We start from the raw sequence: 20,990 nt of genomic DNA, 5'->3' as shown, positions 1-20,990 counted from the left end.
GTGTCTCCCCCTTATAGATATCTATTGTTACTGCCCCTTTAAGGCAGGCACAACCCGTCTTACTCTTTGACCGAACCAATGGTCAGACCCTGGATAAAATACTTCTGGAAGAACGGATACGCCAGCGCTACTGGCAGCGTAGCCAAGACAACCATCGCCATGCGAACGGTCTCCGTCGGCAGTGTCGCGGCAATGTCATAGGACACGACGCGGCTGCTATTTTGCACAACAAAATCCATATTGTTCTGGATGCGAATCAGCAGCGTCTGGAGCGGAATCAGATTCGGATTGTCTATGTAGAGCAGCGCATTGAACCAGTCATTCCAGAAGCCCAGCGTGCTGAACAGCCCGATAGTCGCAATTCCCGGCAACGAGATCGGCAGCACGATGCGCGTATAGATACCGAATTCAGTAGCCCCGTCGATTTTGGCCGACTCGATGATCGCATCCGGCACGGTAGTCGTGAAGAATGTCCGCATGACGATAATGTAAAAAGCATTCAGGATCGACGGCAGGATCAGCGCCCACATCGTATCGCGCAAATGCAGCACCTGCGTAACCACGATATATCCGGGAACAAGACCGCCGGAGAACAGCATCGTGAAGAAGGCCAGAAAGCTGAAAAAGCGGCGCTGGGTAAAATTCTTACGAGAGATAGCATACGCATACGTGGATACCAGATACAGTGTCAAGAGCGTCCCGATCACCGTCACCATTAAAGTGACGCCCAGTGAACGGGCCATCTGCTGCCCGGATTCCATCAGGAACCGGTAGGCATCCAGACTAAGCACCTCCGGCAATAGCTTAAAACCATTGATCGCCAGCGTCTTCTCATCGGTAAACGAGATAATGATGATGAACAGAAACGGAAAAATACAAGATATGGCGAACAGGCAGATGCCTATATTAAAAAACACATTTGATAACGGAGAAATGGCGTTCATATCCCTGGACTTTGTAGTCCTCGGAGCTTGGGCTGAGGCCCGCTTTACCGGTTCGCTTAAGTTACTCATTGCCAGCACCCCCTTGCCGATTCCTAGAATACGGCATAATCCTTTTCAATTTTGCGCACCGCATAGTTCGCCAGCAGCACGAGAATCAAACCCACAACGGATTGGTACAATCCTGTAGCCGTACTCATTCCCGTATCGCCCATAATGGTCAAGCCGCGGTAGACGAACGTGTCGATGACATTTGTGACCGGATACAGTGCACCGGAGTCCCGCGGAACCTGATAGAACAGACCAAAATCGGAACGGAAGATGCCGCCGAGCGCCAGAATGGTCAGGATAATCATCAGCGGTCTCAGGAGCGGAAGCGTAATATATTTGATCTGGTTCCACTTCGTGGCGCCGTCGATCATCGCGGCCTCATAATAAGAGCGGTCGATACCCGCGATTGCTGCAAGATAGACTACACTGCCATAGCCTGCATTTTTCCACAGACCCAACAGAATCAGAAAATACGGCCAATAGCCCTTCTCGCTGTACCAGCTGACTGGATCGCCGCCGAAGTAGGTGATCATCTGATTGAATACACCCTTTTCTACACTCAGAAACGAGAAGGCGAAATAGCTGATAATAACCCAAGATAAGAAATACGGCATGAACATAGCGGTCTGATAGACCTTGGCCATCCGCTTGTTCAACAGTTCGTTCATCACAATGGCCAGCGTTACTGCAACGACCAATCCCATAAAAATCAAACCGAGGTTATACAGAATCGTGTTGCGTGTGATGATATAGGCATCATCAGTCGAGAACAGAAACTCAAAGTTTTTGAATCCGACCCATTCACTCTTTAAAACGCTTTCAATAAATCCTCCTGGATGAATCCGAAAGTCCTTGAAAGCAATGATGGTTCCGAACATCGGTAAATAGGCAAAAATAATAAACCACGCTGCTCCCGGCAGTACCAGCAGAAGAAACGCCTTGTTCTTCATCAGACTTTTGAAGATGCCCAGCACGGCTGTCCCTCCTTATAGTTGCAATTAACAGATCACTTAAGCGGCTTACGTCTCATCCAGCATCAATCCCCTATAATCAACACTGACAGACCTAAGCCCAATTCGGCGCTTTGGATTTCTCGTTCACCCCTGTCTTTATTATGCAAGCGCTACCGTAACGGGGATAGTTGAAAAATACAATAAAATGATGGATTAATTAAAGATAACGCATTCATTTCCATAGCAAAAAACACACCCACAAGGGGTGTGTCTCTATTCAGCCGGTAGGCCAGGCTTATTTTTTCATATACATCGAACGCAGCTCTGTAGGGGAAACGCCGGCATATTTCTTGAACTGTCTGTAAAAATACGACGTGTCCCAATAACCTACCTCTGCCGCTACTTCTGCCGTCTTCTTGTCTGAATACAGCAGCAGATGAGTAGCACGTTCGATCCGGTACTGGTTAACATAATCGGAAAAGCTGGTGCCGACCTCCTGCTGAAACAATTGGCCTAGATAGTTGGGATGAAGCTCCTGCTTCTGGCTGAGTGTCTTCAGCGAAAGCTCCTCCTGATAGTGGTTCTTCACCACCTCCAGCGCGGCCAAGATATGTGGACTATACATTTTATCCACAGCATGGTAGGTATCCAGTGTGCGGTGTACGACCTTCTTAACCAACTGCTTCAGACCGCCCAGGGTATGAATTCTGGACAAAGGTCCGAAAACCTCGCCATAATCAGGCGTCTTCTCCAACTCTTTGGCAGCCAGCATCAGTTGGATGGATGAATTAAAGAATGGCGTTCTCGCAAGGTGGCATTCCTTGCCCTGAACCTCAAAGAAGTCATCAATGAAACGCTCAACTTCAGCACCTTCCCCATCCCGCAGCAGCTTATGAAACTGATCCATTGCCAGCTCCCGCTTCTCCTGAGACTGAACAGTAGATTCTCCGCTAACTCCTTCCATGACGAATGTATCTGAATCCATGAATATATGATTTTGCAGCCACTGCTTCACTGACTTGCAGCTTTGCGGATAACCTAGATAGGTCGATTCGGCTGGACCGATAATCCCCCATACACGGACACCGCCATCCGCAGTCACCACTTGCTTCATGTTACGGAGTGCATCTCGCTGCCATGTATCCTCACCATTCACTTCGCTTGAGACGAACAGCACGATAATGTCCCCCTCCTGATCAGGAAAGCAGATTACCCCGCAACCATCCGGTAGCTCCGTGTTCCCCACTCCCTCGCATTGCTCGGCGATTCCCGGTCTGTACAACTGAGAATCATGACTCTCGTCATCGGCAACAATTCGCAGTGCCGCCGCGCGATAGCTGGACTTGTTCAGAGGGATCTCCAAGAGCTGCGCTCGCTCCCGGAACTCCTTGACGTCGATGGTCTCATTCGCCCATCGCTGCAAAATATTGTTGCGCAGAATTCTCCAGCTCTGATCCATCTGAATTTGCCGGATTTCCTCGCGCTCCCAGTCATGCTGCATATGCTTGATCGTCGCTTCCAACTCGTCAATATTGACGGGCTTCAGCAGGTAGTTCTCCACCCCCAGCGCCATGCCTTCCCGCACATAATTGAACTCCTCATAACCGCTCAAAATAATAAATTTAGTATATGGATTACGTGCTTTGACCTCCCGAATCAGTTCAAGTCCGGTCATGTGCGGCATCATGATATCCGTAATAACAAGGTCAACAGGTTCCCCGTCCAGCTTTGCTAGCGCTTCCATTCCATTGCAAGCCGTACCGGCAATCTGCATGTTATTTTCGTCCCAATCAATAATAGCCTGCATCCCTTGCACAATAAGCGGCTCATCATCGACCAACATTACACTTCTCATCCGACTTCCTCCCTTGTGACTGGAATTCTGATCATCACCTGACAGCCTTCACCCTGCGTGCTAACTAGGCTTAGCCCATAACCACTGCCATAATTCAGACGTATGCGGTCGTGGACGTTCTTAAGTCCCAAAGAATGATTGGATGTCCCCGCAGCTTCGCCATCCATGTTCAGCGATCTTTGCAGTTCAAGCAATCTCTGTCCGGAGATCCCTTTTCCGTTATCCTGCACGCAAATACTAATTACGCCATCCACTTCTGTGGCTGTAATGGAGATCCGGTTATCGTCATCGTTGGTGCGAAAGCCATGCACAATGTAATTCTCAATGACCGGCTGGATCAGCAGCTTAACGACAATACTCCCGGCAGCCCATGGTCCAATATGGGTCTCTACCTGTAGCTTGTTCTCATACCGATACTGAACTAAAGCCAGATACATCCCGCACAGCTCAATTTCCTCAGCCAAGGTAACATGGGTCTGCTTCTTGATCAAATGACGGAACATCGTTGCCAGAATATAAATCATTTGACCGACATCCCTAGCTCCAGAGCTGATGGCCTTCATACGGATGCTTTCCAGGGTATTGTACAGAAAATGGGGATTAATCTGGGCTTGCAAAGCCACGAGCTGCGCGTTCTTTTGCTTGATCTCCGACACGTAAACCGTCTCTATGTAAGACTCCAGCCGATCACACATATGGTTAAAGCTCTGCGCAATCTGCTGCAGCTCATCTTCCCCCTCCATCTGAACCCGCTTGCTCAGATCCCCTTCCTGCCAGCGGCGCATGTAAAGGACGAGCCTGTGAATCTTCTTGGAATAACGGCGGATGATGGTGAATGTGACCGCGATGCTCAGAACGATACACAGAATCACAATGCCGATCAGGCTGAACCGGATGGTCTGGAGACTCTGTTCAATCTGCGACTCTGGAATAATGGCGGCTACGACCATTCCTGTATTCCCTATGTTCAGCAGCTGCACCTTGGAGCGTTCCTCCAGATTCACCCAATCCTCCGGCACATTCATCTGCCTCCAATACGGGTAGACGGTGTTGTCATACTTGCCTTGCGAATCGAAAATCACCTGGCCTTCCCCGGTCAGAAGCATAATCCGGCTATCTTTGCCGCTGATCTTGTCACGCAGCAGCCCCTTGATACGGTCAGTATTCAGTTCGAACATAATTGCGCCGTACTGCTTCAGTGTCAAGGAATCCTTTAGCACATTCACATAGCTGTATGGCGTGGGCTCATCAAGCATTTTGCCTTCAAAAAGCGGCTCACTGCCCATGAACTGCCAAGGCGTATTCTGTAATCGTTGGAACCAATCCTGATGGGCCGCAGACAGCTTAGGATGATAATAAAAGTGCTGGGTCTCCCGGTTCAAAACATAGAAAAAGTCCTGGTCTGTACTATACAGCACGACATTCGCGATCGAGGCCTCATCCTTCAGCAGCAGACGCAGATGATAGTCAAAGTTCCCACGCTCTGTGCGGTAGCTGGAGGCATATTGATTCAACCGCCAATTGAGAAAATCCTCATACTCACGGTTCAAAAAGTATTTCAGATCGTCACCGATCATCGCGTCGGTATAAATCTGCTGCACGGCATTGTACATCCGCTCATACTGCTGATTCAGGCTGATACTGACAATATCCAGCTCCTGCAGACTGGCATCCATCTGTTCCCGTACGACCCGCTGCTCATAATAGCGATAGGCCAACACCGAGATGCTGATGAACAACAGCACCATGACCATGGAGTAAAACAGCAGAATTTTGTTGAACATTTTTTTCTTCAAGTGATTCTGATAAAAGGTTCGTATCTTCGACATTCTTGCCAGACCACCTCCTTCGAGACCAATTTTCCACTCAGTGTATCACCGTTCGCAGAAGTTGCCAATTAACAGCGCACAGGCTCTGACGGCCATTTTCATTTGTCAAAAATGATAGAAAGCGCTATAATAAGCCCATTCCCCTATGATTGACCTGTATTACATACCCTCTTTGGATTTTCTATATATGGATCACCTCCCGATAAAATGTACTGGGGGTACCTCTCAATGTTTCTTACCGAAAATAAACTTCATGCACGTATTCATGAATTATCCGAGCTCCGTTACCGGGATCGTCTGCCACTAAATGTCTTTCTTTCCTGCGAGGATCGCCGGGAAGAGATTAATCCTGCCCTGCCGGGTGCAGATGAGAACTGGCAACCTATGCATACAGGAGAGAACTGGTCAGGCCGGGATCTCTATTTATGGCTGCGCACAGAAGCCCAGTTCCCTGCCGCCTGGAGTGATAAACGCATCGTCGGCCTGTTTGATTTTGGCGATACCGGGGGCGGTAACAATTCCGGCTTTGAATCTCTGTTCTATTGGAACGGCAAGCCTTATCAAGGTGTCGATTCCAACCACAAGGAAGTATTCCTTCCGGCGTCTGCGGCGGGGAGCACCTGCGAGTTAGTCTTCCGGCTCTGGTCAGGTCTGGAAGGCGGCGGGAAACCCCGTAATCAGAATCATACGTTCAGACAGGCAGAGCTGTGCTGGCTGGATGAAACAGTCGATGATCTCGTATTTACCGGGACAGCCATTCTGGAGACGGTCAAAATTCTGGACGCCAATGCACCGGAGCGGAGTAAGCTGCTTCATGCACTTCAGCAGTCTTTCCGGCTGATCGACTGGGCGGAGTCCCATTCGGAGAGCTTCTACACCTCCGTCTACACCGCTAGGGAAGATCTAAGCTCCCGGTTGAATGCCATGGATAAGGCCTCCGATGTCACTGTCACCTGTATCGGCCATACCCATATTGACGTGGCCTGGCTATGGCGGCTGAAGCATACGCGCGAGAAATGTGCCCGCTCCTTCTCCACCGTGATGCGTCTGATGGAGATGTTCCCGGAGTATGTGTTCCTCCAAACACAGCCACAGTTGTACGAATATGTGAAAGAAGATTATCCGGAGCTATACGCGTCTATCAAGGAACGTGTGACCGAGGGCCGCTGGGAAGCAGGCGGCGGTATGTGGCTGGAAGCTGACTGCAATCTGACCTCGGGCGAATCCTTGGTTCGGCAATTGCTGATTGGTACACGTTTCCTGAAAGAAGAGTTCGGAACGGAATGCCGTTATCTCTGGCTGCCCGATGTATTTGGCTACAGCTGGTCCCTGCCGCAAATTCTGAAGAAATCCGGTATTCATACCTTTATGACCACCAAGATTAGCTGGAACCAATACAATCGTATGCCGTTTGATACGTTCCACTGGCGCGGGATTGACGGCTCAGAGGTGTTAACCCACTTCATTACCACACCCGAACCATGGTCAGAGCCAGGCTCCTGGTTCTATACCTACAACGGCAGGATTATCCCGAAGACGGTCAAGGGCATCTGGGATGCTTACCGCGACAAGGAGATGAACCAGGATCTGCTGCTGTCGTACGGATACGGTGATGGAGGCGGCGGAGTCAACCGCGAAATGCTGGAGATGCGTCGACGGCTGGACCAATTACCGGGACTGCCCAAGGTGACTACCGGGCGCGCGGATGATTATTTTGAGAAGCTGCAGGAGACGGTGGAGAATACCGATTCGTACATTCATACCTGGGATGGCGAGCTGTATCTGGAATATCACCGCGGGACGTATACCAGCCAGGCATATAACAAACGGATGAACCGCAAGCTGGAGCTGGCTTACCGCGAGGCGGAATGGCTGGGCGCGCTACAAAGTATTATGGAGAACGACTGGAGTCTGTATCAAGGAGCCTCTCTGACCTCGGGTTGGAAAATTATTTTGCGCAATCAGTTCCATGACATCATCCCTGGCTCTTCCATTACAGAAGTGTATGAGGACAGCCGGATTGAATACGCCGACGCGGAGCAGATTGTCACTCTAGTAGATACGCAGGCCCGGACCGCGATTGCTGGCCGCAGCGGATCTCCGAATACGTACACCATTTGGAATGCCTCTCCGTGGGTGGTTACAGACATCGTGAGCATCCCTGCGGTTTCGGCAGATATGGCACACGGCTCTTGGCTAAGCGATTCCGGCGTGAACCTGAGCGCCCAATGGCAAGAGGGTAGCTGGTCTGTTGAAGTAAAGGATATTCCTTCACTGGGATACACCACGATTCACTTCCAAAGCGACACGACCGTCAGCAGCCTTGAGCATTCACCATTCATTCATACAAAGAATGGGATCGAGACGCCATTCTATCTGCTGGAATGGAATGAAACTGGGCAGTTGACCCGCCTGTACGATAAAGAAGCACGCCGCGAGGTGCTTGCCAAAGGAGCAAGAGGCAACGTGCTTCAAGTGTTCGAGGATAAACCGCTGGCTCATGAGGCCTGGGATATTGATATTTTCTATCAGGAAAATATGCGGGAAATCACGAAGTGTACCGGTATTGAAATCGTTCAGACCGGGCTGCTCCAAGCGGTGATCCGCTTCAACTGGCAGTATCTTGGATCGAAGATCACCCAAGATCTGACTCTGTATGCGAAGCATCGGCGGATCGATTATGACACCGAGGTGGATTGGCATGAACAGCAGCAACTGCTGAAGGTTGCCTTCCCGGTCGGTATCCGTTCCACCGAAGCAACCTATGATATTCAGTTCGGCAACGTGAAACGTCCGACACACTGGAATACGAGCTGGGACTGGGCACGCTTCGAATCCGTCGGCCATCAATGGGCCGATCTGTCAGATAGAGGTTATGGAGTCAGCCTGCTGAACGATTCCAAATACGGCTATGACATTAAGGACAACGTCCTGCGGCTGACCCTGATCAAGAGCGCCACTCACCCTGATCCGCACGCCGATCAGGGACTGCACCACTTCACCTATGCCCTTCTGCCGCATCAAGGCGATTGGCTGGTTGGTGGAACTGTGCAGCAGGCTTGGCTGCTGCACGCACCGCTGCGGTATACACAAGGCCAGGCGAAGCAGCCAAGCTGCTCCATGTTCGCCTTGTCAGGTGGCACAGCAATGATCTCGGCGGTTAAGAAAGCTGAGGATTCCGACCGTGTCATCGTACGTGTTCATGATTATTCTGGCAGCCTGAATCAGCTCGAGCTGACAAGTGATCTGCGGATTCAAGCATGGAGAGAGACGAATTTGATGGAAGTGCCGGAGGGAGAGCTTCTCTATGATACTCCGGTAACCTTTACCCTTGAGCCTTATGAAATCAAGACATTTGAGATTGATCTGAAGGTGGAGTCTTAAAGGGCATAACTGAAACAACAGAAGCCAGGAAGTCTCCTGCTACCTCGGAGATTTCCTGGCTTCTTCATGCTTCCACCCTTTCGCTTACACAGGCATGGCATAATACTGTGGCTTCCCGCTCTCATCCTGCTGGTACAGCACAACGAGCAAGGTGCTCCTTCCCGCCCTAGCATCGGCAACGAGAGTGGAGATGTCCGCCTGCGCAGATGCCTGGTCGAACACCTCCACTTCCGCCGGGAATGCAGCCTCGGCTCCGGCTTGGGCTGAGGCGGAGATTCCTTTTCCGTTGGCAGTTTCGGCTTCGACAGCCGTTCCCTCATCAGCCCGCAAGCCGCTAATGGATGTCAGCACTTCCGCTAGCGGGAAGGGCAGCAGTTCAAGCACGGCATATTTTTGCAGCTCGCGCTCGTTGATCCCCGTTCCTTTGAGTTCCTGGGATAGACTTCCTGGATTCGCAGCAATCTCCTTCAGCCAGGAAGCCCACTGTGACTTGCCGAGTGTAGGCTCCCACCAGATTTTACGCGGCTTGTACTTATGTCCAAGGAAGTAGTCGAGCTTCATCAGTCCGGAGATGATCTCCATCGACATCGTGCCACGCGCCGTCAGGAAATCATGCAGCCTGGTGAACAGGTCCTCGAGCTGATGGCCGATCTTCCGCCAGCCCCGCTCGTCCCAGTAATCGCCGAATTCCTGAAAGAAATCAAAGGGCGAAGGAAACACATGGCGGATCAGATACTTGACGGAATGATCCAGACGGTGGCTGTTCCAGTATTTCTCCAGCACATCCTCCAGCCGCTTCAGGCGGATAATATCGCCAAAAGGCATCACGTGGCTACTCAAAATTTCATAAGGAGCGTGCTCCATATACGTGTAATCATATTTGGCTGCCTGCGCGCGCAGCCCGGTGCCGCGAAGCATTTTCAGAAATCCTAATTGCAGCTCCTCCGGTTCCATCGCGAACACATCATTAAAGGTCTTGCGGAACGTTGCGTAATCCTCCTGCGGCAGTCCGGCGATCAGATCGAGATGCTGGTCGATATTACCGCTACCCTTGATCTTCATCACCGTACGCGACAGCTTTGCAAAGTTCTGGCGACGTTTGACTAGTTCATTCGTTTCATCGTTGGTCGACTGCACGCCAATCTCGAACCTGAAGATCCCCGGCGGTGCATTCTCCGCCAGAAAATCTAGCACCTCCGGCCGCATAATATCCGCCGTAATCTCGAATTGGAACACACAACCCCGGTGATTATCAATCAGGAACTGGAACATCTCCATGGCATAATTGCGGTTAATATTAAAAGTCCGATCCAGGAACTTGATGATTTTGGCTCCATTATCAATCAGGTAGAGCAGGTCAGACTTCACGCGCTCAATATCATAATACCGGACACCGACCTCAATACTGGACAGGCAGAACTGACAGTTGAAAGGGCAGCCCCGGCTGGTCTCAAAATAAACGATCCGCTTGCTTAAGTCCGGCAGATCATCGGGAAAACGATGCGGCGAAGGCAATGTGTTTAGGTCGCTTTTAGGCCGGGGAGGATTGACGATCCATTCCTCCCCCTTTCGATAAGCCACACCGTATACAAAATGGAACTTGCGTTCGTCCCGCAGCTCCTGGAGCAAATGATGAAACGTCTCTTCGCCGTCACCATTGACTACAAAGTCAACACCGGGCTCGCGCTTCATCCAATACAGCGGCTCATAAGACACTTCCGGTCCGCCAAGCACAATCGTCACTTCGGGCATGACTTTCTTGAGGATACCAACCAGCTTGATCGTCTCCTCGATATTCCAGATATAACAGGAGAAGCCGATCACATCCGGACGTTTCTGGAACAGGTCAGATACCATATTCATTACAGGGTCCTTAATCGTGTACTCCGCCAAATGAATATCACTGAATTCATGCTCGCTGTACGCCTTGAGCAGACGGATTGCTAACGAGGTGTGAATGTACTTGGCGTTTAATGTAGCCAGGATGATTTTCATGCGCTGTGCCCTCTTTACATGTCATTTTGGAAAAACTCAAGGAATGGCTTGCCGTACTTGCGATACTTCACTTCACCGACACCCTTCACCCTCAGCATTTCCGCTTCGGTCTGCGGGCAAACCACACTCATCTCACGCAGGGTCGCATCATTGAAAATAATATAGGACGGCACATGCTCCCGGCCTGCGAGCTCGCGCCGGATCAGGCGAAGCTGCTCGAACACCGTTTCGTTAACCGCCGACGGAGACAAATCGCGAACCCGGCTTCGATCACGCGAGCCTGAAGATGACCCTGCCCGCGTTGGCCGAGCCACCCGTTGCAGCACTTGACGCTGACCACGCAGCACTTCCGCAGCCTGAAGTTGTAGGCGAACTACCGGATACTGGCCCTCTGACAGAGCCAGGTACCCCTCCGAGATCAGCACATTGATGCTCTCGGTAATCTCTTTCTCAGTTCGACCTGACATCGCGCCATGGGTGGGCAGAGACTCGAATCCGTATTGCATCACCTTTTGGTTGCGAGAACCTTTCAGCACAGAAGCAACCAAAGCAACGCCAAAACGCTCGCGCATACGGTGAATACAGGAGAAGATTTTCTGCGCATCCACCGTCATGTCTACCAATTCACGCTCATCCGTGCAGGAGCTGCAAATGCCACAAGGCTTGTCCCCGTGTACCTCACCAAAATAGTCGAGCTGGGCGCTGCGCAGGCAGCGGGTGGAGTAACAGTATTCGATCATCTGCTGAAGTTTGCGGTATTCATTGGCTTTACGCTCCGGGTCCTGCGGATTCTGCTCGATCAGGAATTTCTGGGTCATGATATCCTGGGCGCTGAACAGCAGAATACACTGGCTCGGCTCCCCGTCCCGTCCGGCGCGGCCCGCTTCCTGAACGTACGCCTCCATATTCTTCGGCATGTTGTAGTGAATAACATAACGGACGTTGGACTTGTCGATCCCCATGCCAAACGCATTCGTCGCCACCATTACCCGGATGTCGTCATAGAGAAAACCTTCCTGGCTTTCCGCCCGTTCCTGGTCATTCATCCCGGCATGGTAACGTCCGGCTGCAATCCCACTATTCAGCAGCCGTTGATACAGATCGTCGACATCCTTACGGGTCGCCGCATAAATAATGCCTGGCTGATGCGTATGGGAAGCCGCATAGTCCAGTACAAACTCACGCTTGTTCTCACCGCGCAGGACGGACATCGCCAGATTGTCACGCCCAAGTCCGGTCATGAAGACACCCGGCTCGCGCAGACGCAGCAGACGGACGATATCTTCCATGACTTCCGGCGTAGCCGTCGCCGTGAACGCCGCTAGGATCGGCCGCTGTGGCAATTCATCTACGAATGGCGATACGGAAAGATAGCTGGTACGGAAGTCGTGTCCCCACTGAGAGACACAGTGCGCTTCATCCACCGCTACACAAGAAATGGACAATCCCGCCATTTCCAAGCGAAACCAGTCCAATTCCAAACGTTCCGGTGCGACATATAGCAGCTTCAAGTCGCCCCGGCGCGCCGCCCGGATGCGCTCATTGACTTCCTTGCCGCTCAGCGTACTGTTGATATACGCAGCCGGAATACCGGCCGTAGTGAGTGCATCCACCTGATCCTTCATCAGCGAGATCAGAGGAGAGATCACTAGTGTAAGGCCTGGCATTAGCAGGGCTGGCACCTGATAACAGATGGATTTGCCGCCCCCAGTAGGCATGATGCCCAGCGTGTCGCGGCCTTCCAGCAGATTTCCGACGATTTTCTTCTGACCCTCCCGAAAATCGGGATAGCCGTAATATTTTTGCAGTTCAACCTGCGCCTGTTCCATAGTAGGTGCTTGCATAGTCATCTCTATCATAACTCCTTAGATCTATCTCTCTTTAGTTTACCGGGCATGGGACTAATGAGCAACCGCCCAACCACATTTCCAGCTCCCTTTCTTCTTTACAACAATAGTAATTCTTCAGAGCCCATGGTATATTGAAGAGTACAATATCAGAGGACGGAGAATGCATACATGAACACAAGACGAAATCCTGGGGAGACCTCTGCAAGAACTGCGAAGCCTGCCCATAAAAGTAAATCCCAGCACAAAACACAACCCAAAGCAGGGGCCAGAACCCATAGCAAACCAAACAGCAAACCAAGTGCTAAGGTGAAGACACCGGCACCACCAAAAACCTATACAGTAACCGAGCCAGCTGAACTGCTATCCTTTTTGCTCAGTCACATCACTGGACGTGGACGCAATGCGATCAAATCCATCCTCGCCCGTGGTCAGGTATCGGTCAATGGCAAGACGACAACCCAGCATAATTACCAGCTTCAACCGGGCTATAGCGTTGTGATCGAAACGGAAAAACCGGTGCAGCCGGAAGTGCTGAACGGACTCACCATAGTACATGAGGACGATGATATCATCGTGATCCAGAAGGATGCGGGACTGCTGTCCATTGCTACTGGTGAAGAAAATGAAGTGACCGCCTATCGCCAGCTCATGGAGCATGTGCGTCGCAGCAATCCGAAGAATCGTATCTTCGTCGTGCACCGATTAGACCGTGACACTTCAGGAGTCATGATGTTTGCCAAAAGCGAACGAATCCAGCAGGCCTTACAGAATACCTGGAAGGATACTGTGAAAGAACGCTCTTACGTGGCGCTTGTTGAAGGAGCGGTTAAAAAGCCAGAAGGCACCGTCAGCTCTTGGCTGAAGGAAACCGCCACGCTCAAGATGTATTCCAGTCCTTATGAAGGTGACGGCCTGCATGCTGTTACCCATTACAAGCTGATCCAGTCCAATCGCCACTTCTCTCTGCTAGAGGTACAGCTGGAGACGGGACGCAAGAACCAGATCCGTGTTCACATGGCCGACATCGGACACCCTATTGCAGGCGACAAGAAATACGGAGCAGAGACCAAAACCGTAGGCAGACTCGGACTGCATGCCCGTGTTCTATCCTTTGTTCATCCGGGAACGGAAGAATTGCTGACCTTCGAGAGCCCGATTCCGAAAGCGTTCCTGAAGTATACTTCGCCTGAGCCGATAAAATAAAAAAAGTCTGTCCCATCAAGCTATCGACATAGCTGAGGGACAGACTTTTTTATGTTTAAGCTTTACTGTACCTTACCGCCCTCTACGACCAGTTGGTCGGTAAAGCCTTCACCGTATACTTCTTTCAAGGTCTCGTTATACGCCTGGTGAATGAACTTTTCCTTGCCCAGTGTGCCCAGCTCGGTGTTGATCCAGTCCAGCAGCTCCTTGTTGCCCTTGGCCACCGCCGGAGCAATAGTGTCCTGGCCGCCGAACTCGGGGATGCTGACTGTAAAGCCGGGATTGGACTTGGCCCAGGCGATCAGCTCGGTATTATCGTTGGCAATCGCCGCGCCGCGTCCATCTTTGAGTGCAGCGAAAATTTCTGTGTATTGGTCAAATTTCAGCAGCTCCACATCCGGGTGCTCCTTGGTGAAGTAGGATTCAGCCGTTGTGCCTTTAGCGACAATCAGCTTCTTGCCCTTCTCCTTCAATTGATCAATGGAAGTAATCGGCGCGCTGTCCGGCGACACAATCCCGAAGGACAGCTTCATGTACGGATCAGCAAAATCGACCTTTTCCTTCCGCTCATCAGTCACCGTGAAGTTCGCCATAATAATATCTACTTTATTGGATTCTAAATACGCTACACGGCTGGCGGCGTCCACCAGAACGAACTCAGCTTTGGATTCATCGCCTAGCAAATCCTTCGCAAAGCGCTTGGCAATGTAGACGTCAAATCCCTGGTTTTTGCCCTCCGAATCCACGTAACCAAATGGTGGTTTGTCCGCGAATACACCAATCCGAATCTTGCCGTTCTTCTTCAACTGCTCAATCGAAGCGAACTTGGAGGAGCCCGTACTGCCACTATTCTTGTCCTCATTGCCATTGCCGCAAGCCGCAAGACCCACCACTAATAAACTGGTCAACATGACAGTCGCTAACAACTTCAATCCTTTTCTCATCTCTCTTCATCTCCCTTAAGTCTATAATTTGTCGTACTGAAATATATCCAGAAAATGCTGGGCACGTTCTGTCGACGGTGAGGTGAAAAACTGTTCTGGTGAAGAAATCTCGCAAATTTTGCCTTGATCCATAAAGACGACTCGGTCTCCGACAGATCTGGCAAACCCCATCTCATGGGTGACGATGAGCATCGTCATTCCCTGCTTGGCCAGCCCCAAGATGACTTCAAGTACCTCTCTCACCATCTCGGGATCAAGCGAGGCGGTAACCTCATCGAACAGCATGATTTCTGGATTCATGCAGAGCGCCCGGACAATGGCAATCCGCTGCTTTTGTCCTCCCGACAGCTGGCGCGGGAAGGCATCCTTACGATCGAGCAATCCCACTCGCTCCAGCAGCTGCTCCGCTTGCCGCTGCGCTTCGTCTCTACTACGCTTCTGCACCTTCAGTGGGCCGAGAAGAATGTTTTCGATGACCGTCATATGCGGGAACAGCTCGTAATTCTGGAATACCATGCCAATATGCTGCCGCACCTCGCGAAAATCCACATCAGGCTTCGCCAGATCCTGATTGCGATAATGAATTCTCCCGGCCTGGACAGGTTCCAGGCCGTTAAGACATCGCAGGAAGGTGCTCTTCCCACAGCCTGAGGGACCGAGAATGACGATGACCTCTCCCTTGCCCACTTGCAGGTCAATCTCCTCCAGCACTTTACGATCATCAAAGGTCTTCTCCAGCCCCTCTATCTCGAGCAAAATTTCCTCCGAGTGTGTCATCGCTATCTGTCCTTCCTAAGATCTAATTTTGCCATCGGCGCTCTGCCCGCTTGGACAGTCTGGATAACGGATAACAGACAAGAAAATATAGAATAAAGATGAATCCGTATACCCAGAAGGATGCTGTCGGTGCTTTGATCACACCCAGCTCAATAATCTGCTGCCCGATCTTCACCACTTCAATCACCCCGATCAACACGACCAGGGAGGTCGTTTTAACCATCCGTGTCGCCAAATTGATTGCCCCGGGCAACATTCGCTGTACGGCCTGCGGAATGAGAATATGGCGGTATAACTGCCGGGTACCGAGGCCCAGCGCCTTTCCCGATTCCAGTTGATGACGAGGCAGGGATTCCAGTCCTCCCCGAACAATATCACCGATTTCAGCCGCCCCCCACAGACTGAACACAAGGATAGCTGTCACTTCCCCGTCTATATCAATGCCGAGCAGAGGAGAGAATCCGAAGTGCACCACGTACAGCCAGACCAGAATCGGAATGATTCTGAACGCCTCCAGATACAGACGTAAGATGAACTTCAGCGGCCGGGAATTCAGTGTTCTCAGCAGACCCATAATGGTCCCAAGCACTACGCTGATAATAATCGAGATAAATGCAATTTCTATCGTGACCAGCAGACCGCCCAACAGACGCTCAAAATTGGAGCCTTCAAACAACACGCTAATCCCCGAATTCGGCATATCGCACCTTCCTCTCCACCCAGCTCAGCATCAGCGACAGCGGCAGCACCATCACCAGATAGGCCAGCACCAGCAGCAGCAGTGATTCCGCCGTCTTGTAGTACATGCCGATAAGATCCTTCGCCACATTCATCAGATCCATCAGCGCGATGGCTCCGACAATGGACGTCTCTTTGAGCAGAAATATTACATTGGCCCCCAGCGACGGAATACTGATTGCAAACGCCTGCGGCAGGATCACATATCTCGCCAGTTGAACCTTGGACAGCCCAATACTTAGACCGGACTCTATTTGAGTTCTCCCCACGGCTTCAATCCCACTACGGAATGCTTCTGTCATATAACTTCCTCCGAGAAAAGTCAGGCCGATGATGGCACAAGCCGTCTCACTCAGATGAACGCCGACCTTGGGCAAGCCATAGTACAGGAAGAACAATTGCACCAGCAGCGGCGTATTCCGGGAAAGCTCCACATAAGCAAGAATCACAGGGCTAACGACCTTAACCTTGTAATATAAAATCACGCTGAACACCAGGCCGATCAGCAACGAGAATAGAATGCCCCAGAAGGCTAGCTTGAAGGTCAGCCACATCGCGGCACCATATAGCGGCAAGCTATCTATCATAAACTCCCAATTTAATTGCATATGCACACCCACTCTGTCTTCAGAAATAAAACTAGTCATCAAAACTTACTATTCTCATAAATTTTATTGGTTATATAGATACGCGAACTTTATAAATCATATGTATCATTGACTTATCTATCTTTCTTACCTATCTATGAAGCTAGTCTATCTCTTAATTAATTCAATTTTAAGGAAAAAAATTACATCCCGCGACACTTATGATATTCATATAATTCCAACTTGTCAACTAAGTTTTATGCATTTTTAACGGTGTCTAGCGGCATGTTACAATAAAAATAAAAGTAAGAAGGTGCCCTCATGTTCCATCCTACCGTCTTTGATAATATTAAAATCGCTATCGAAAACCAAATTTACGACTACGACAACCTGGATGGACTCCTTATTGTTACAGACCGGTCAGATCTGCTGGATCTGGCGATCATGTCCCGGGAATTTATGCTTTCTTTCCAGCTCATCGGGAACCGAAATATCACCTCCGAGATTGCACTTCGTTCCTCTGTAAAAGAACTTAGCGATGAAATTTTGGAGACGCCGGGAAGTGATCCCGGCTGTCATCTGCTGCTGCGCTTTTATATGCAAATCAGCAATGCCACTAAGGAATGCCCGGCTATAGCCAGTGCACTGAATACCATTTGGGGACCGGATCTGCAGCCAGTGCAGTCCTTGTCTTTTATATACGGTCAGGAAGAGATCAGCTATCATAACTGCGTTGAATTACAGTTTAAGCGGCAAATTACTGAGGAACAGATGGAGGATATTCCGGAGCTCCTGAAGCATGTCTTACAAAGTGCCGAAGCCCTTGGAAATTTATAGTTTCTACGCTGCAGCCAAACTCTAATCGAGAATGGAGAATGTCACGATGCCATTTCTGCCTTCTGCCAAAGAATCTCGCTGGTTTCGGTGGATGGGGATTTACAGTCTGCTGCTGTGGCTGCTGCTCAGCCTGAATCGCTTCGTCTTGCTCGGACGGCCTGTTGAAGTTTCGCTTCTGTTGCGGTTCGCCCTGTTTGCCCTTACGATATCCGCTGTTCTGCATACCTTCGGATGGCTTGGTGCCCGGCTGGTCTGGATGATGGCAACTCTCGGGATTGCCGCAGGCTTTCTTGTAATGTTCACTTACAGCGCCAGGGATATGTCCGGCTGGCAGGATCTTGCGGGGTTTTTCGCCCTCTCCGTATTGTCACTTGGAGGCTTCGTCTTCGGGTTGATCGTAGAAGGCATCGTGCGGCTGGCAAAGTGGTGGAGGAATCCCTAGTTTCACTCGTTGCTACTACATGTGGAGGTGATGTCCCTTTGTCTAATGCCATACTTACCAAAAATGCGCTGGCCCACTCACTGAAAGGTCTGATGGAGCATATTCCACTGAATAAAATAACCGTCAAGCATCTTGTAGATGACTGTGGACTGAACAGACAGACCTTCTACTATCACTTTCAAGATATTTTTGAGTTGCTGGGCTGGATCTACACTACAGAGGCACTTGAAAGCATCGCTCAGTATCGAAGCTATAACACGTGGACGGACGGTTTCTATAAAATATTCTGCTATATCGAGAACAACAAAGCCTTCTGCTGCAACACCCTGGATTCCCTGGGGCGGAATCATCTCGATGCCTATCTCTATTCAGTGACCCATGACATGATCATGGGGGTGATTCGTGAGCTGTCCGAAGGGCTGAAAGTGAGTAGTACCGATAAAGAATTCATTGCTAACTTTTACACACTAGCTTTTACCGGATTAGTAATCCAATGGATAAGGAACGGCATGAAGGAGCCCCCCAAGCAGATTATAGAAAAGCTAAGCGAACTGCTTGAGGGCAACTTTGTTAAGGCCTTGCATACGTACGGGAACAAGTCTCCTCAATCCCTATAGGTAGCTGCTTCAAGGCGAATGTATGGTGAGAAAAGGACCGAGGAATAATGCTGTCGTTATTCCTTGGCCTTCAGCTTAACCGGAAACAGCAAATCGAGTTGAACGTCTTCGGATTGGTTGACCCGACGTCAAAGTCAACGCTATTCCGTACATCCAGAAATCATGGATTGGCCGAGTAGTCGTTCCTTACCAAATGCCTCGCGAGTTTCTTCGAATCTTGTCTAAAAACTAGACATTTTCCCCCAAGTGACCAAAATCCCGACATTTCCAAGGTTTTGATTATACTCACGCTTCCCGCCTTGTATTACATTAGGGGTGTGATTACAGCAACCCTTTGGAGGCGATAGTTGTGAGAGAAGAATACCGTGATAAACAGGTCTATTTTGTAGGTGGAGGTATTGCGTCCCTGGCAGGCGCATCTTACCTGGTCAGAGACTGTGACTTTCCCGGACAGAACATTCATATCATTGAAGAAATGAAAATTCTAGGCGGTAGCAACGACGGGGCCGGCGACGAAGAGAATGGCTATGTAATCCGCGGTGGGCGGATGCTCAACGATGAAACTTATGAGAATACGTGGGAACTGCTGACATCGATTCCATCCATTGACCGGCCGGGCCTGTCAGTGCGGGATGAGATCCTGGCCTTCGACATGGCCAACCCGACTCATTCCAACGCCAGATTGGTCAACGGCCGAGGCGAGGTAGAAGATGTTCTGTCGATGGGTTTCGACATGGCTGACCGCTTGACACTGGGCAAGCTAATCATCACACCGGAGGAGAAGCTGGGCAAGGCGCGGATCAACGACCTGTTCGGCCCTCATTTTTTCACAACGAATTTCTGGTTCATGTGGGCAACCACCTTCGCCTTCCAGCCGTGGCACAGTGCGGTTGAATTCAAACGATACATGGTCCGCTTCATCCACGAATTCCCGAGAATTCAGACCCTGGAGGGCGTAACCCGTACGCCGTATAACCAATACGACTCTATTATTTTGCCAATGCATAAATATCTCGAAGGCTTCGGTGTAGACTTTACCCTGAAATGTACCGTAACTGACCTGGAATTCAAAGACGGAGATGGCATCACCGTAACCCGGATGAATGTACTGCGCCAAGGTGTAGCGGATGTAATAGATGTAAAAGAAGGCGACCTCGTCATCATCACCAACGGCTCCATGACCGAAGGCTCCAGCCTAGGCTCTATGACTGAAGCGCCAAGCCTGAACGGCAAGGGCAGCTCCTGGAAGCTGTGGGAGAATATCGCGGCCAAGAAGCCGGGACTCGGTAACCCTTCTTCTTTTGCAGATCATGTGGATGGCTCGAAATGGGAATCCTTCACGGTCACTTTCAAGGACACCAGGTTCTTCGATCTTATGGAGAAATTCACGCGTAACCGTGCCGGTACCGGCGCTCTGGTCACCTTCAAGGAATCCAGTTGGCTGATGTCAGTTGTGCTGGCTTTCCAGCCTCACTTCCGTAACCAGCCGGAGCATGTCCGGGTATTCTGGGGTTATGGCTTGTATCCGGACAAGGTCGGCGATTTCGTGAAGAAGAGAATGTGCGATTGTACCGGGGAAGAGATCATGGATGAGTTGATCGGTCATCTTCATTTTGAAGCACACCGGGAAGAAATTATGGCCACCGCCAACTGTATCCCGTGTATGATGCCTTATATCACGTCACAATTCATGCCGAGACTGCACAGCGACAGACCGCAAGTGGTGCCTGAAGGCTCCACGAACCTGGCCTTTATTGGACAGTATTGCGAAATTCCGGACGATGTTGTTTTCACTGAGGAATACTCTGTGCGAGCCGCCAGAATTGCCGTGTACACGCTGCTGGGCATCAACCGCCCAATTGAACCGATCACCCAGTATCAGTACGATGTGCGAAGTCTGTTCTCAAGCTTTATTACTTCTTTCAGATAATGGCTGCCTATATAAGACGAACTTAAGAACCAAACGTAAGGCTTATATAGATCATAT

The 20,990-nt window shown here is 50.5% G+C and carries 16 protein-coding genes; 6 read left to right on the top strand and 10 right to left on the bottom strand.

The features are described 5' to 3' along the window. Window positions 1-59: 59 nt before the first annotated feature. From ACFVRY_RS08405 to ACFVRY_RS08390, 4 genes are all read right to left on the bottom strand, one after another. Window positions 60-1,013: a carbohydrate ABC transporter permease gene (locus ACFVRY_RS08405; RefSeq protein WP_387499150.1), complete on the bottom strand. Its 954-nt coding sequence runs from the start codon at window positions 1,011-1,013 to the stop codon at window positions 60-62. A gap of 23 nt (window positions 1,014-1,036) precedes the next feature. Next, window positions 1,037-1,942, bottom strand: coding sequence for an ABC transporter permease (locus tag ACFVRY_RS08400; protein ID WP_387499711.1), 906 nt, complete (start codon window positions 1,940-1,942; stop codon window positions 1,037-1,039). Between the two features lie 298 nt (window positions 1,943-2,240). Further along, window positions 2,241-3,800, bottom strand: a complete 1,560-nt coding sequence (locus tag ACFVRY_RS08395) for a response regulator transcription factor (protein WP_387499148.1) — start codon at window positions 3,798-3,800, stop codon at window positions 2,241-2,243. Continuing rightward, the gene (locus tag ACFVRY_RS08390; RefSeq protein ID WP_387499146.1) at window positions 3,797-5,629 is read right to left on the bottom strand and encodes a cache domain-containing sensor histidine kinase; all 1,833 of its coding nucleotides are present in this window, start codon (window positions 5,627-5,629) and stop codon (window positions 3,797-3,799) included. Before ACFVRY_RS08390 ends, ACFVRY_RS08395 begins: the two co-directional genes overlap by 4 nt. A 228-nt stretch (window positions 5,630-5,857) precedes the next feature. Here ACFVRY_RS08390 and ACFVRY_RS08385 point away from each other — a divergent pair, with 228 nt between their 5' ends. After that, entirely contained in the window at window positions 5,858-9,013 is a 3,156-nt protein-coding gene (locus ACFVRY_RS08385) for an alpha-mannosidase (protein WP_387499144.1), read from the top strand. An 84-nt stretch (window positions 9,014-9,097) separates the two neighbouring features. Here ACFVRY_RS08385 and ACFVRY_RS08380 read toward each other — a convergent pair whose 3' ends face one another. Then, a complete protein-coding gene (locus ACFVRY_RS08380) occupies window positions 9,098-11,008 on the bottom strand; it encodes a B12-binding domain-containing radical SAM protein (RefSeq protein ID WP_387499142.1) in 1,911 nt (636 codons plus the stop codon). 14 nt (window positions 11,009-11,022) lie between these two features. Continuing rightward, on the bottom strand, window positions 11,023-12,858 hold the full coding sequence (recQ, locus tag ACFVRY_RS08375) for a DNA helicase RecQ (RefSeq protein WP_387499140.1): 1,836 nt from the start codon (window positions 12,856-12,858) through the stop codon (window positions 11,023-11,025). Window positions 12,859-13,026: 168 nt separating this feature from the next. Here recQ and ACFVRY_RS08370 point away from each other — a divergent pair, with 168 nt between their 5' ends. Further along, complete coding sequence (locus ACFVRY_RS08370) at window positions 13,027-14,061, top strand: RluA family pseudouridine synthase (protein WP_387499138.1); 1,035 nt, start codon at window positions 13,027-13,029, stop codon at window positions 14,059-14,061. 62 nt (window positions 14,062-14,123) lie between these two features. Here the strand turns inward: ACFVRY_RS08370 and ACFVRY_RS08365 are convergent, their stop codons facing one another. From ACFVRY_RS08365 to ACFVRY_RS08350, 4 genes are read right to left on the bottom strand one after another with little or no spacing between them, the layout of a single operon-like run. After that, window positions 14,124-15,005, bottom strand: coding sequence for a cysteine ABC transporter substrate-binding protein (locus ACFVRY_RS08365; protein WP_387499136.1), 882 nt, complete (start codon window positions 15,003-15,005; stop codon window positions 14,124-14,126). A 21-nt stretch (window positions 15,006-15,026) separates the two neighbouring features. Continuing rightward, window positions 15,027-15,782 (bottom strand): amino acid ABC transporter ATP-binding protein, encoded by a 756-nt coding sequence (locus tag ACFVRY_RS08360; protein ID WP_387499134.1) that lies wholly within the window; start codon window positions 15,780-15,782, stop codon window positions 15,027-15,029. Window positions 15,783-15,804: 22 nt separating this feature from the next. Next, a complete protein-coding gene (locus tag ACFVRY_RS08355; RefSeq protein ID WP_387499132.1) occupies window positions 15,805-16,482 on the bottom strand; it encodes an amino acid ABC transporter permease in 678 nt (225 codons plus the stop codon). After that, on the bottom strand, window positions 16,463-17,128 hold the full coding sequence (locus ACFVRY_RS08350; RefSeq protein WP_387499130.1) for an amino acid ABC transporter permease: 666 nt from the start codon (window positions 17,126-17,128) through the stop codon (window positions 16,463-16,465). Before ACFVRY_RS08350 ends, ACFVRY_RS08355 begins: the two co-directional genes overlap by 20 nt. 300 nt (window positions 17,129-17,428) lie before the next feature. On the opposite strand from ACFVRY_RS08350, the gene ACFVRY_RS08345 reads away from it, so the two are divergent. The 4 genes from ACFVRY_RS08345 (at window position 17,429) to ACFVRY_RS08330 (ending at window position 20,933) form a co-directional block, all read left to right on the top strand. Further along, window positions 17,429-17,944, top strand: coding sequence for a hypothetical protein (locus ACFVRY_RS08345; RefSeq protein WP_387499128.1), 516 nt, complete (start codon window positions 17,429-17,431; stop codon window positions 17,942-17,944). A gap of 46 nt (window positions 17,945-17,990) precedes the next feature. Beyond that, a complete protein-coding gene (locus tag ACFVRY_RS08340) occupies window positions 17,991-18,386 on the top strand; it encodes a hypothetical protein (protein ID WP_387499126.1) in 396 nt (131 codons plus the stop codon). 38 nt (window positions 18,387-18,424) lie between these two features. Then, on the top strand, window positions 18,425-19,003 hold the full coding sequence (locus ACFVRY_RS08335; RefSeq protein ID WP_387499124.1) for a TetR-like C-terminal domain-containing protein: 579 nt from the start codon (window positions 18,425-18,427) through the stop codon (window positions 19,001-19,003). Window positions 19,004-19,352: 349 nt separating this feature from the next. After that, window positions 19,353-20,933, top strand: coding sequence for an oleate hydratase (locus tag ACFVRY_RS08330; RefSeq protein WP_387499121.1), 1,581 nt, complete (start codon window positions 19,353-19,355; stop codon window positions 20,931-20,933). Window positions 20,934-20,990 lie beyond the last annotated feature (57 nt).

Source organism: Paenibacillus sp. NPDC057934, assembly GCF_042887565.1.
Classification (GTDB): domain Bacteria; phylum Bacillota; class Bacilli; order Paenibacillales; family Paenibacillaceae; genus Paenibacillus_AQ.
Note: the sequence above shows the minus strand (reverse complement) of the source record. Positions and strands in the feature narration are given on the sequence as shown.